The 12,485-nt window shown below is 56.9% G+C and carries 11 protein-coding genes; 8 read left to right on the top strand and 3 right to left on the bottom strand.

Features of this window, described 5'->3' with window-relative positions:
* Window positions 1–291: 291 nt before the first annotated feature.
* Complete coding sequence (locus tag ACW9HX_RS00610; RefSeq protein ID WP_457379052.1) at window positions 292–1,197, bottom strand: LysR family transcriptional regulator; 906 nt, start codon at window positions 1,195–1,197, stop codon at window positions 292–294.
* A gap of 100 nt (window positions 1,198–1,297) precedes the next feature.
* On the bottom strand, window positions 1,298–2,497 hold the full coding sequence (locus tag ACW9HX_RS00605; RefSeq protein ID WP_457379051.1) for an MFS transporter: 1,200 nt from the start codon (window positions 2,495–2,497) through the stop codon (window positions 1,298–1,300).
* Between the two features lie 311 nt (window positions 2,498–2,808).
* On the opposite strand from ACW9HX_RS00605, the gene ACW9HX_RS00600 reads away from it, so the two are divergent.
* From ACW9HX_RS00600 to ACW9HX_RS00585, 4 genes are all read left to right on the top strand, one after another.
* Window positions 2,809–4,074, top strand: a complete 1,266-nt coding sequence (locus ACW9HX_RS00600; protein ID WP_457379050.1) for a c-type cytochrome — start codon at window positions 2,809–2,811, stop codon at window positions 4,072–4,074.
* The gene (locus ACW9HX_RS00595) at window positions 4,071–4,544 is read left to right on the top strand and encodes a (2Fe-2S)-binding protein (protein ID WP_457379049.1); all 474 of its coding nucleotides are present in this window, start codon (window positions 4,071–4,073) and stop codon (window positions 4,542–4,544) included. The genes ACW9HX_RS00600 and ACW9HX_RS00595 overlap by 4 nt, the downstream gene beginning before the upstream one ends.
* Window positions 4,541–6,778 carry a molybdopterin cofactor-binding domain-containing protein gene (locus ACW9HX_RS00590; protein WP_457379048.1) on the top strand — a complete coding sequence of 746 codons (2,238 nt, stop codon included), beginning with the start codon at window positions 4,541–4,543 and terminating at the stop codon, window positions 6,776–6,778. Before ACW9HX_RS00595 ends, ACW9HX_RS00590 begins: the two co-directional genes overlap by 4 nt.
* A gap of 148 nt (window positions 6,779–6,926) precedes the next feature.
* Window positions 6,927–8,039: an alkene reductase gene (locus tag ACW9HX_RS00585; protein ID WP_457379047.1), complete on the top strand. Its 1,113-nt coding sequence runs from the start codon at window positions 6,927–6,929 to the stop codon at window positions 8,037–8,039.
* A 199-nt stretch (window positions 8,040–8,238) separates the two neighbouring features.
* Here the strand turns inward: ACW9HX_RS00585 and ACW9HX_RS00580 are convergent, their stop codons facing one another.
* Window positions 8,239–8,601, bottom strand: a complete 363-nt coding sequence (locus ACW9HX_RS00580) for a DUF6124 family protein (RefSeq protein WP_065260569.1) — start codon at window positions 8,599–8,601, stop codon at window positions 8,239–8,241.
* Window positions 8,602–9,078: 477 nt separating this feature from the next.
* On the opposite strand from ACW9HX_RS00580, the gene ACW9HX_RS00575 reads away from it, so the two are divergent.
* From ACW9HX_RS00575 to ACW9HX_RS00560, 4 genes are all read left to right on the top strand, one after another.
* The gene (locus ACW9HX_RS00575) at window positions 9,079–9,729 is read left to right on the top strand and encodes a hypothetical protein (RefSeq protein WP_457379046.1); all 651 of its coding nucleotides are present in this window, start codon (window positions 9,079–9,081) and stop codon (window positions 9,727–9,729) included.
* A 164-nt stretch (window positions 9,730–9,893) separates the two neighbouring features.
* A complete protein-coding gene (locus ACW9HX_RS00570; protein WP_457379045.1) occupies window positions 9,894–10,298 on the top strand; it encodes a hypothetical protein in 405 nt (134 codons plus the stop codon).
* A 97-nt stretch (window positions 10,299–10,395) separates the two neighbouring features.
* Window positions 10,396–11,046 (top strand): hypothetical protein, encoded by a 651-nt coding sequence (locus tag ACW9HX_RS00565; protein ID WP_457379044.1) that lies wholly within the window; start codon window positions 10,396–10,398, stop codon window positions 11,044–11,046.
* Between the two features lie 310 nt (window positions 11,047–11,356).
* The gene (locus ACW9HX_RS00560) at window positions 11,357–12,376 is read left to right on the top strand and encodes a hypothetical protein (RefSeq protein WP_457379043.1); all 1,020 of its coding nucleotides are present in this window, start codon (window positions 11,357–11,359) and stop codon (window positions 12,374–12,376) included.
* Window positions 12,377–12,485: the final 109 nt, after the last annotated feature.

Here is a 12,485-nt window from a genome sequence, read left to right as displayed (position 1 = left end):
AACCGCGTGATCAATTGAAACCTCGACTTCCATTTGAGGGTCAACGACGAGGAACAACCTGCGCGGGGATGACAGCGCCAGGGTGGTCCCGATCGGCTGCGACTGCCGGGTCTGTAGACACACGGCAATCTTCTGGCGCCGGGTTTGTGACCCGAAGCGCCGGCGGATAATAACCACGTTTTTTGCTGGAGAGGCAAACAAAATGTAGGAATTCTGCGAAATAAATATCGGGTATTTCCTACGCAATTGTGACGATGGCAAGGGGGCAGAGATGCTGTGTGTGCGTGAGGTCTATGAACCTGGCGCAAGAATCTCCTCAAGAAAATCAATGAATACATTGATCCGGCTCGAGCCCCGGTGATTGGGCAAATACAAGACATTGATGCAACTGCTCGCACTGCCGGGGTTGACTTCATAACGTGCCAGCAACCGTGTCAGCCGGCCTGCGGCGACATCGTCGCGTACCAGCCAGTCGGCCAGCAATGTCACCCCGCCGCCCGCCACCGCCGCTTCTCGCAGGATGTCGGCATTGTTGCTTTGCAGGCGACCGTGCACATTAAGCTGGATGGTTTCCTCATCGCCCTGGAACGTCCAGTTCTGGTGAGAACCCGCGTAATCGAAGCGCAGGCAGGCGTGTTCGAGCAAGTCACGGGGATGACATGGCACCGAGTGACGACTCAGGTAATCCGGACTGGCCACCACCCAGCGTTCGAAAGCGCCGACCCGCTTGCTGACGATGTCTTCACTGACCACTGACGACCCTAGACGCACCGACACATCGATCTGTTCGCTCAGCAGGTCGCTGACCTGATCGCTCAACGCAATGCTTAATTCCAGTCCCGGATGTCGTTCGAGCAACCGGCCCAGATGGGGGGCGATGATCCTTCGACCAAATTCCACCGGAACGCTGATGCGCAAACACCCTTGCGCCTCGCTTCCACGGTCCGCGACGATCGCGTCTGCCTCGTCGATGGCATCAAGAATGGCCACAGCCTTCTCGAAATAGTTTTGCCCGGCGACGGTCACGCTGGTGTTGCGTGTCGTGCGGTTGAGGAGGCTGGCACCCAGCTCGTGTTCCAGCCCCGCCACCTGGCGAGTCACCGATGAAGTCGAAATACCGAGTTTGCGCGCCGCAGAGGAGTACCCGCCGCAACGCACGGTTTCAACAAACATCTTCAGTGCCAGTAACTTGTCCATAAGCGCGACCCGGTCGAAAAGGAACGGGGCTGATTGTGCATCACCAAACGCCAGGCGTCTTGTATGACCGTGCCCCATCGGCCCCCGCGATTCCAGCTCCTCAGGCATTTGCCTTGCGCCCCAGGAACATCGCCAGGGCCAGCGCCGGCAGCAATGCCACGCTGACGGCAGACAGCTGCCAGCCGAAATGCTCGTAGAGAGGGCTCGCCACCAGCGATCCCAACGCCCCGCCCACGAAAATGCTGGTCATGTACACGGCATTGAGGCGCGCACGGCTGTGCGGATCGATGGCGTACACCTCGCGCTGGCCCAGCACCATGTTCAGTTGCACGGCGAAGTCCAGCAGTACCGCACAGACGACCAGCCAGATGTAACTGCTGCCGGGCAATGCAGCAATCAGCAAGGAGACCGGTGCCAGCAGCAGTGCAACGAGTGTCCCGCGCCGGGTATGCCCGGCGTCGGCCAAGCGTCCGGCAATTGGCGCTGCGATCGCACCGACGGCGCCGACCAAAGCAAAAATCGCAACCTGCACCTGGCTGAAACCGTGGTGACGCATCAGCTCGATGGGCGCGAGGGTCCAGAACAGACTGAAACTGGCAAACAACAATCCCTGATACAAGGAACGCTGGCGCAGAACCGGATAACGACGAGCCAGCGCAAACACCGAGCCGATCAACGCCACGTAAGTCGCCTGATGTGACGGAACACGCCGCGGCAGCACAATCGCAGTGATCAGGGCGATGAAAGCCATCAGTGCCGCCGCGCTGAAAAACACCCCGCGCCAGCCAAATACTTCCACCAACAGGCTCGACAGCGGGCGCGACAGCAGAATGCCCAGCAACAAGCCGCTCATGATGTTACCCACCACGCGGCCACGGGTTGCTTCAGGCGCCAGATGCGCAGCCAGTGGCACCAGAATCTGCACCGCTACCGAAGTCAGACCGATCAACAACGACAGAACGAGGAACATCGATGGCGAATGCGTGAGGCCGGCCCCCATCAGGGTCGCGCTCGCCGCGAGAGTGAATCCCACCACCAGACGTCGGTTTTCCATGAGATCGGCCAGTGGCACCAGCAACAGCAGTCCCAACGCATAACCCAACTGCGTGAGCGAAACAATCAGGCTGGCATTGGCGCTGGACAGGCCGATCTGCGGCGCGATCAGTTCGACAATGGGTTGCGCGTAATAGAGATTGGCCACGACCGCGCCGCAGCAAAACGCAAGGAAGGCGACCATCAGGCCGGAGAGAGAAGCGGTTTGTTCGGCCTTGGCCGCGGCGGCCGGGTTACCCGTGAGCATGGTGACACCTCATATGATTCGCGAAAGTGATGGCAAGGCTAAGGGCTGCGGTCGACACCGAGAATCCATCCTTCGGGCAATTGAGTGATGCGTCATCCGCAACGAACTGCCCGTTGCTGTTGACGCAATACTCTGTTGCGCGCTCCGGCAATACTCGAACGCCGACACCCTCTCTACTCTTGGGTACTTGGCACAGGGCTCCCCATCGGCGCCCCTTCCCGGTCGCCCAAGGAGCTCTTCATGGTCCCGAATCCGTCATCGATGCCCGCCCCGCGTCTCTCGCATGTCACGTTCTCATGAAAGGTCAGTTCTTGAGATCCAGGCCTCTGTGGATCAGCGCAGCAGTCCTCGCTTCGCTCGGTGCAATCGGAGCCGTCGTACTGATGTGGCACCCGGCGATCGCGCCCGTCGAACGCCCGCGAACATTCAGTTCCGAGCAACTGCAGCGCGGTGCGCGAGTGGTCGAGGCCGGTGACTGTGCGGTGTGCCATACACGTCCCGGCGGCCAATACCTGGCTGGGGGACTGCCCCTGGTGACGCCGTTCGGCACGCTTTACAGCACCAACATCACACCCGATCCGCAGACCGGCATCGGGCAATGGTCGCTGCCGGCGTTCGAGCGGGCGATGCGTGAAGGAATCTCCCGCGACGGCCACTTCCTATACCCGGCCTTTCCGTACGTTCACTACCGGCGCATGACCGCAGAGGACATCGCCGATGCGTATGCCTATTTGATGAGCGGCCCGGCCGTGAACTCGCCGGCCCGGGAAAACCGCATGAATTTCCCGATGAACATCCGCCCGCTGGTGTCGTTCTGGAATCTGCTGTTCCTGCATGCGAAACCACTGACGCCGATGGCGCAGCAGTCAGATGCATGGAATCGCGGGCGTTACCTCGTCGAAGGGCCCGGCCATTGCGCAGGCTGTCATTCACCGTTGAACCTGATCGGTGCCGAGAAGTCCGGCGAAAGCCTGTCGGGCGGTGTCGTGGACGGCTGGGAAGCACCGTCGCTGCTCGGCATGGCTCACCGTGCAAACGCGTGGAGCAACGATCAGTTGGTGAGCTACCTGCGGGCAGAAGTGGTGGACGGACACGGCACGGCGGCCGGGCCGATGCGCCCGGTCAGCCTCGGTCTGGCTGGCTTGCCGGTCGGTGATGCACAGGCGATTGCCGAGTATCTGCTGAGCCTGCCGGCAAAAAGCGCGGTCACCGAAACTCAAGATGCAACGGCGAACGCAGGCCCCTCCGATCAGTCCACGGGCGCCCTGCTGTTCGCCAGCGCCTGCGCCGGCTGCCATGCCGCCGCAGCGCCTATGCGCGAAATCGACGGGCGTCCGTCACTGGATCGCACCTCAGCGCTGCAAGCCTTACACCCGCGCAATTTCCTGAAAACCGTGTTTGAAGGCATCCCGGCAACACCGGGCTTGCCCGGACCGGTGATGCCGCCGTTTGCCGCCAGCCTCGACAACGATCAACTCACCGCCCTGGCGACATACCTGCGGCGACAAGCCAGACCCGACCAGCCCTGGACCGACCTTTCTGCCACCCTCGAAGCGCTACGTCAGGAGACGAAATGACCCATCTCACGCTCAACGTCAACGGCGCCGTCCAGACTCTGGAGCTGGAACCTGACATGCCGCTGCTCTACGCACTGCGCAATCATCTGGGATTGAACGGCGCCAAATACGGGTGCGGTCTGGGGCAATGCGGCGCTTGCACCGTCATCGTCGATGACCAGCCTGTTTTTGCCTGCCTGACACCCTGCGCGGGCCTTGATGGCAAAAAAATCAGAACGGTCGAAAGCCTCGGCACCGCCGAACATCCCGGCCCTTTGCAGCAAGCCTTTATCGACAAACAGGCGGCCCAGTGCGGTTACTGCATTGCCGGCATGTTGATGCGCGCGCAGGCATTGCTGGAAAGCAACCCACACCCGGACGAAGAGACCATTCGCGAGCACATGGCAGGCAACCTGTGTCGCTGCGGCACTCACTTGCGAATTATCGAAGCGATCAGCCTGGTGGCCGGGCAAAACGGGAGCGCACCATGACAGGGGTCAAAGAGGTCGACCACGGCCGCCGCGCGTTCTTGCGTGGAGGCGCCTTGCTGGTAGCGTTTACCCTGCTGCCCGCAACGCGGCGTGCCTGGGCGGACACCGAAGTCGATACGCTTGGCACCGTGGTGCTGGCGCCTGACCTCCCCGGCAGCCTGCGCACCAACCCCTGGCTTGATGCCTGGATCCGCGTCGGCCCTGAAGGCATCACCGTCTACACCGGCAAGGTTGAACTGGGCACCGGCGTCAAAACAGCCTTGCTGCAAATTGCCGCTGAACGTCTGGAGGTGTCCCCGACAGCGATCAACCTGCTGACCGCCGACACCGCACTGACGCCAAACGAGGGCTATACCGCCGGCAGCCACAGCATTTTCGACAGCGGAACCGCGCTGTTCAACGCGGCGGCACAGGTGCGAGAGCTGCTGCTGGAGTCGGCCGGGCGAAGCTGGGAGCTAGCACCTGCCCGGCTGACGACTCGGGAAGGCATCATTCACGGCCCCACCGGACAAACAATGTCCTACGCCGATGCGGTCAGAAACGTCGATCTGCACCTCTACGCCAAAGCCGAATCGCCGAGCGTGTCCGCGACGTTATTCAAGGTGATCGGCCATTCGCTGCAACGGCTGGATATTCCGGCCAAAGTCAGCGGCGGCGCCGCGTTTGTTCAGGACATACGGCTGCCGGGCATGTTGCACGCCCGGGTCATTCGCCCGCCTCGGCCGGGCTGCACGCTGGAAGCCTTCGACGCGCAGTCGATCAAAACGCTGTCCGGTGTGGTGCAGGTGATTCGCGACGGCAACTATCTGGCCGTGGTGGCGCGTGACGAGTGGCAAGCCATCAAAGCCATGCGCAGCGGATACGAATCGGCGCGCTGGACTGGCGGACAGGCGATACCCGAGGCGCAGGACATCCATGGGTTGCTGGAGAGCCTCCCCTCACGCCGCTACCCCATCAGCCTGGAGGGCACGCCGCGGGGCACGACCGACAACAGCTATCGCGCACGCGTGACCAAGCAGTATCTGATGCACGGCTCCATCGGCCCGTCATGCGCCGTGGCCTGGTTCAAGGACGGCACCCTCACCGTCTGGACCCACACTCAGGGCGTGTATCCCCTGCGTGCCGGGATCGCCGAAATGCTGCGATTACCGCCAGAGCGTGTTCGTTGTATCCATACCGAAGGCTCTGGCTGTTACGGCCACAACGGCGCAGACGATGCAGCGGCCGACGCCGCGCTAATTGCGATGCAACTGCCGGGCACGCCGGTGCGAGTGCAATGGATGCGCGAACAGGAGAACCTCTGGGAGCCCTACAGCTCAGCAATGGTCACCGAAGTGCAAGCCAACCTTGATGCACACGGAAGACTGCAGGACTGGAATTATGAACTGTGGACAACACCGCACAACGAACGCATCGTCAATGCCGGACGATTGCTTCCGGCGCGACTTCTGGCTCGCCCCTTCGTCTCCGCGCCGTCAGTGCCCATCGCACAACCTGAAGGCGACGGCGATCGCAATGCGGTGCCGCTGTACACGTTGGCCTCCAAGCGCATCAACATGAATTTCGTCACCGAGATGCCGTTTCGCACCTCGGCCATGCGCTCACTCGGCGCGCACATCAACATCTTCGCGATTGAAGCGTGCCTGGACGAGTTGGCCGCCAGGGCCGGGGTCGATCCGGTTGCCTTGCGCCTTGCGCACCTGACGGATCCCCGGGCACGGGCCGTGGTGGAGCAGGTTCGCGACGCTGTCGACTGGCCGCAAAAAAGCAGCGAGCCTGGCACGGGCCTCGGCTTCGCATTCGCTCGCTACAAAAACATCATGGGCTATTGCGCCATCGCCGTGCGTCTTCGGGTGCATCCGCAGACCGGCGAAGTGCAGATCGATCATGTCGTCACGGCAGTGGACGTGGGACAGATCGTCAATCCCGATGGGCTGCGCAATCAGGTCGAAGGCGGGATTGTCCAGTCCACAAGTTGGACGCTGTATGAAAAAGTCGCCTATGACGCCGGCGGCATACGCAGCTACGACTGGAGTGGCTACCCGATCCTGCGCTTTACGCAGGTACCGAAAAAGGTCGACGTTCATCTGCTCGACCAGCCCGGACAGCCGTTTCTGGGGGCTGCCGAAATCGTCCAGGGCCCCATGGCGGCGGCCATCGGCAATGCCTTGGCGAACGCCACGGGCCGGCGCTGGTTGAACCTTCCTCTGACCCGCTCGGATCAACCGTCCTGAACGTCGCAGCGTTGCACTTCACGCAATGCAGCGTAGCGACACGCATGGATTATCAAGCGCTGCGCAGCCGCTTAACGTAAGGCCATCCGGTGCCAGACCCAGCGTCCGACACCCTCTGCCGACGCTTTTCAAAGACTGGAGAACACTCATGACGCAGCACCTGTTCCGCCCTATCGCCCTGGGCCCCTACACACTCCCCCATCGGGTGGCGATGGCGCCGTTGACACGCTCGCGCGCCGGACAACCCGGCGACATCCCGACGGCCATGAACGCCGAGTACTACCGCCAACGCGCAAGTGCCGCGTTGATCATCACCGAAGCAACGCAGATTTCCCGCCAGGGCCAGGGCTATGCCTGGACGCCTGGAATCTACAGCGATGAACAGGTGCAAGCCTGGCGCGAAGTCAGCCGCCAGATACACGAGGCCGGCGGGTTGATCTTCATGCAGCTTTGGCATGTGGGTCGCGTATCGCACCCCAGTTTTCAACCCGACAACGCATTGCCGGTGGCCCCGAGTGCATTGCCCGTACCAGGCAAGACCTTCATCGTCGACGCGGATGGCAACGGGATCTGGGGAGATGTGCCGGTACCGCGCGCACTGCAGACGTCGGAAATAGCCGACATCATCAGCGACTACCGCCGGGCCGCGCGCAATGCGCTCAACGCCGGGATGGATGGCGTGGAAATTCACGCAGGCAATGGTTATCTGCTCGATCAATTCATCAACAGCAACAGTAACCAGCGCGAAGATTCGTACGGTGGCAACCTGGAAAATCGCGCACGCCTGTTGCTGGAAGTGGTCGCCGCCGTGGTCGACGAAATCGGTGAAGAGCGCGTGAGCGTTCGTCTGACGCCAATGGGGCGCTTCATGGGCATGGGCGATGAGACGCCTGAAGCGACGTTCGGCTATATCGTGCGTTCGTTGAATCGCTGGAAACTGGCCTATCTGCATCTGGTCGAGCCCGCCGTCGTAGGCACCGTCAAAGATGAAAACTACGATCCGCGCTGGGATGCCATCATCAGTCAGTTGCGTGCGGCCTGGGACGGCGTGCTGATGATCGCCGGAGGCTACGACCCCGAGACGGCGGAACAGGCCCTGATTGATGGCCGCGCGGACATCATCGCGTTCGGCCGACCGTTTCTGGCCAACCCCGATCTGCCAAGGCGAATTCGCGACGGGTTGTCTCTCAATATCCCCGACCCGAGCACGTTCTTTGGCGGCGACCAGCGTGGCTATGTGGATTACCCGGTTCACTCCTGATTTTCCAGGCCAACCTGTGGGGGGACCGAAAAAGCGATAAAGGGTGTCTGGCCCTGAAACAGTTGTGAACCCGTTTCAGGGCCAGACAGCGGAGAACGTTGAGATGTGCAGGAGAAAAGGAAAATGGCCGAGGTCGTCAGTGTCACCTGACAACCTCGGCCATTTTCTTTCCGGCTACTGGGCTACAGCGTTCAGCCGCTTACGTCTTCACCTCGACATGATCCAACGCCTGATTCACCGCCAGCCCCGCAACCATCACCACTTGCGCGATGCCCAGTGCGGTTTTGCGGTGCGCAGGCTCCAGGATCGCGGCGAAGTTGCTGAGCATTTCGCTGGCGGAGTCGAGGGATTCGCTGGCGTTGGCCAGGAGGGATTCGCTGTTGTAGGCCGGGTTGGCCAGGAACATGGGATCGTGCGTGGTGTGGCTGCCCATGATGCGTTGTTGCGGGGTGAGGTAGTGGTCGAGGGCGCGCTCGGCGGCTTCGTTGAGGGTGCGGGAATCGGGGAATTGGTAGGGTGAGACTGGATCGGTTTCTGGTGGGTTGGGTGTTGGCTTGATCATAGATGTAACTCCAGGGTGAGAAAGTGGAGCCATCAACCTCGCTACCAAACGAGGGTGGTGGCCATACGGAGGTTGGTAGACCGGTCACCTGGATACCCGGCGCGTCCGAAGACGCCCTACGCATGACCACCATAAAACAGAGGACGAAAGAGCCCCTGCAAACTGGTGTTGCGATGCGACAGGTAAACCGGGCTACCAAACCCGATCACTGTTTTTCAGTGACCCGGAAACGATAAAACCCCCACCCTAGACGCACAAGCCGGCGGATTCTGGCGTAGTCGTAGGCAATGACGCAAGGTGATGTAGCCTTGATGGCGTAACGGTTGGTGTCTTTTAAACAGGTTTTTTGGGGTGGTTAAACGGGCGGATCAAGAGCGGCCCTCGCCCTTTGTTTTTTTAAAGATCTCATGGGAGGGATGGTCTGTTTATCGTCATCCCCATTACCCTTCGTCAACACACACCTGGATCAAGAAAGAAATGAAGTTCACCGAGGAAATCAGCGCGGCCTTCCCCATCAGCAATCCGATGCCATCACTACTGGAGCAAGCCCTTCAGCTATTGGAAGAACACGGCTGTGTCCGGACACACCGCGATGGCGTGCGCTACATGACCCTGCATCCGGAACCTGAAAACAGCGATATCGCCACGACAACTTTCTACGTCCCAGATCCTGCCTTCACCGCGCTATGGACCCGAAGTGACGATCCCGAAGTGAATCACCGACTGACGATATTCCTGAGGACCGGTGGCGACGGTTCATGGGCCGGACTGTGGTTGGACGACAATGGGCAGCAACGAATTGTCCATCTGGGTTCGGGGTCAGGATCCGACATGCTCTGTGTGTTGACCGACAACGTGCAGGATCTATTGCGCCTGCTGGCGATCGGGTACGACGAACTCTGCTGGCCAGAGCAGTTCCAGCTGACGCCTGAAGAAGTGCGTGAGAAGGAATACGGCGATGACGATTACCCGCCACCGCCGCTTCTGTTGCGGGCCCATGTGGAGCGGACACTTGGGTTGAGCATTCCGGCGAGAGCGTCGGAGGTTGTTCACGATACCGAAAGTATGGATGCGCTGGAATCGAGCGATCCATTCTGGAGTTGGCTCAAACGGGTTGGTCGGGAGTAGTTCCCTTTGTTCGGGCTGGCCAATTAATAACTGGGATGAAAACTGAGCATGCACCGCTTAATAGCTAATGGACTTCATATGCGTCCACGCCGGCAGTCAGCGAACACGTTGAGACCGGAACAACAGAAACCATCTCTAGCTACAGTTACGAAATTGACTCCCTATTGAAAACCAGTCGCTTTGGTAAGGACGCATACGCTGCGACACAAAAAGCCATTCCAAATGCGAAAGACCTTAGCTCCAGGCTTACAGATTCGCCCCTCCCTTCATTAGAAATCAAAATATCAGAGTTTCCGTTTGGCGGTGCTTGCGGACAAGAATACTTGACTGGCTTGAGTCTTGGTTTGATTCCTAGCTGGTGTACAAGGCCAAACCTGTTAAAATTTAGTTTCACACTGAATAACGATCATGGCTTCTGCAGACAAAAAGCCTATTCAATAAGCTCCACATCATTTTCACATATAATATTGATTCCATTTGCCATGGTCGAGGCCGACAACCCACCATTAACTATTTATCAGGCTGCTCTAAAGGATTTCCTTCAAAGAGCTCAATATACAACGCTCTGACAAAATAAACGCGCCCCTTTTCTCCTCCTAACACCCCGATAGACTTGCCAAAACCTTATTTATCCAAAACCAACACTTAAGCTATAGAGAGCAAATCATGAAAACAAGTCAATACTTCCTTTATTCCGGCATCAGCACATGGATATTTGAAGAGCTTTGCGATGAATTGAAAGTCGGTATCGAATGGTCATTGGAAAGAAGAGGATTGAAGGGAGTTGAGAACTCAGAATTCAGAGATATTATAATCGGCGAAACCACTGCCACCCCCTTGTTTATTAAGTACTCTGTATTCATCTCAACCGAACTTGAATCGCACATTGCCAAAATGAACAATTCGGGCCTTAAAATTGAAATAACCCCCATCGATCCACTAGCGGTCTTAAGCAAACTTCAGACAGAGTTAAAAAAAATAATATCCGAGCGCAATAAGTTAATTCACAACTCATGGTCGCCGCAATTACTAAGCGACGAAGAACTCGCCGTAAGAGCATTCAGCAAAAAAATATCTAAAAGAGGCAGCACGATAAAAGTATCAGAATTTAACGAATCCGACTTTAGGAAGTTCATTAGAAGCTGTGAGCTTCTCAAGCGCATGACCAGCTACTTAAACCATTGCTTAGATACGCAATCATCGCTGGATCGCTTCTTCGAGGTCACTAATGGCACCATACTACCAATCGACAATGTAGAAATGGAAAAGCTATCAATCTTGGTCGAAATGCAGGAGCAGATAGATTTGCTTGCCTAGGGCGCCCGCCCGTTTCTGACTGAGAGCGGGCATTTTTAAAAATAAATCCGTCCCAATTTTTTCCGCGCGACCAACGTAAGCTTAGTTATTTTTACTCGTTAGCTGGTAACTTTGACTGCTTTTGAAGAGAAAAGGGGACTGATTTATTTTCCGAAAAATAAATCAGTCCCCTTTTCTACTTGTCTGTAGTCCCCTTTCCTACGCGACGCCTGCGGCTGACCTCCGAATCTCTAAATAACATATTTATTTTAGAGTCGGTCAATGCTCGACATGTAGTGAATACATCAGGCGACGTACTTGAGGACGCAAGATGGCTACAGCGGTTGTTTTATGTAATGATAACTGGTCGATGCTTGGCAGTACTGCTAAAGCCATTATTGAGTGGAGGATGGAGATGAGTATTAAACCTTGGAAGGGCTTAGCGCAACTTGAGGGCGCTCCTACTGAGTACGATCTCATGACTTATTGGGGAGCAAGTAGTCTTTTTCAAAATGCGAAAGATTTTCTTAATGAGGGGTTACGGCTTCTATTTGCACAAAATCAATCCGCCAGAAGTTGGAAGCTTTCGATAGTGGCAATTCAAACCTCGGTAGAGCTTCTTGCTAAATATCGTTTGGTAGATGAGCTTGGAATTGGAGCTATTTTGGTGGGAAATGTTGATAGCGTGAAGCTCCAGAGTGGGGACTTTCAAACAATTCCATTCTCAAAATTGATCAAAAATTTAGAGATGGTTGAAAATTTTTCGGATTATGATTTGGAAATAATCAGGGGCGTGCAGCAGTTACGAAACAAGCTCGTTCACTTTAATGTAGACGTATCGAGTGACTACAAATTTTCAGAGTGTTTTGCTTTGTTGGTTCGAGCTCTTTTTTTGTTTGCTAGCAAAGACATTTGGACAAATGGCGAAATGAGTGATCATAGTCGGTTTTTAACCAAGAAGAACTATGAAAATCTTGTTGCGAGTGAGGCATTTAAAGCTGAAGCCGTTGATTTTGCCTGCGATAGTTATGATGTCGATGAGATCCTAAAATGTTTTAATTGCAGCACTGAGTCACTCGGATTTTCGGGCGGCTGGGATATTTATTATTGTTACTGCTGCGGAATTTCGGTTCATTCTGAAGTGGTAAGCTTCGCAAAGTGCTCTAGCTGCAATGAAGAAAAGGGAGTCTATTTTGATGCTTTGAATCATGACGCCAATGAATTTCACCTAGGGAAATGTGGGTATTGTAAAGAGTTCCAGGAAGTTCTCAATTGTACTGGTTGCGGCGCTCTCAAGTCGTTCCCTAAGGGTGCGAGACCTGAGGCGTGCCCTGAGTGTGAGACTGATTAATAATTTGATGGCTCGCTACCCTTGTTGATACGGCAATTGCGTAAAGAGTAGCGTCGTAAATGAACGTTTCAGACTTACGACGCTAAAATTGGTGAGGAAGAAGTAGCCG

The organism is Pseudomonas sp. SDO52101_S400 (genome assembly GCF_054071635.1).
The sequence above is the reverse complement of the archived record's forward strand: the minus strand, read 5'-3'. Positions and strand labels throughout refer to the sequence as shown.

Excerpts from the sequence above, each read along its gene's own strand:
- ACW9HX_RS00610 (WP_457379052.1), bottom strand. The coding sequence starts at position 1,197 with ATGGACAAGTTACTGGCACTGAAGATGTTTGTTGAAACCGTGCGTTGC.
- ACW9HX_RS00605 (WP_457379051.1), bottom strand. The coding sequence starts at position 2,497 with ATGCTCACGGGTAACCCGGCCGCCGCGGCCAAGGCCGAACAAACCGCT.
- ACW9HX_RS00595 (WP_457379049.1), top strand. The coding sequence starts at position 4,071 with ATGACCCATCTCACGCTCAACGTCAACGGCGCCGTCCAGACTCTGGAG.
- ACW9HX_RS00590 (WP_457379048.1), top strand. The coding sequence starts at position 4,541 with ATGACAGGGGTCAAAGAGGTCGACCACGGCCGCCGCGCGTTCTTGCGT.
- ACW9HX_RS00585 (WP_457379047.1), top strand. The coding sequence starts at position 6,927 with ATGACGCAGCACCTGTTCCGCCCTATCGCCCTGGGCCCCTACACACTC.
- ACW9HX_RS00580 (WP_065260569.1), bottom strand. The coding sequence starts at position 8,601 with ATGATCAAGCCAACACCCAACCCACCAGAAACCGATCCAGTCTCACCC.
- ACW9HX_RS00575 (WP_457379046.1), top strand. The coding sequence starts at position 9,079 with ATGAAGTTCACCGAGGAAATCAGCGCGGCCTTCCCCATCAGCAATCCG.
- ACW9HX_RS00565 (WP_457379044.1), top strand. The coding sequence starts at position 10,396 with ATGAAAACAAGTCAATACTTCCTTTATTCCGGCATCAGCACATGGATA.
- ACW9HX_RS00560 (WP_457379043.1), top strand. The coding sequence starts at position 11,357 with ATGGCTACAGCGGTTGTTTTATGTAATGATAACTGGTCGATGCTTGGC.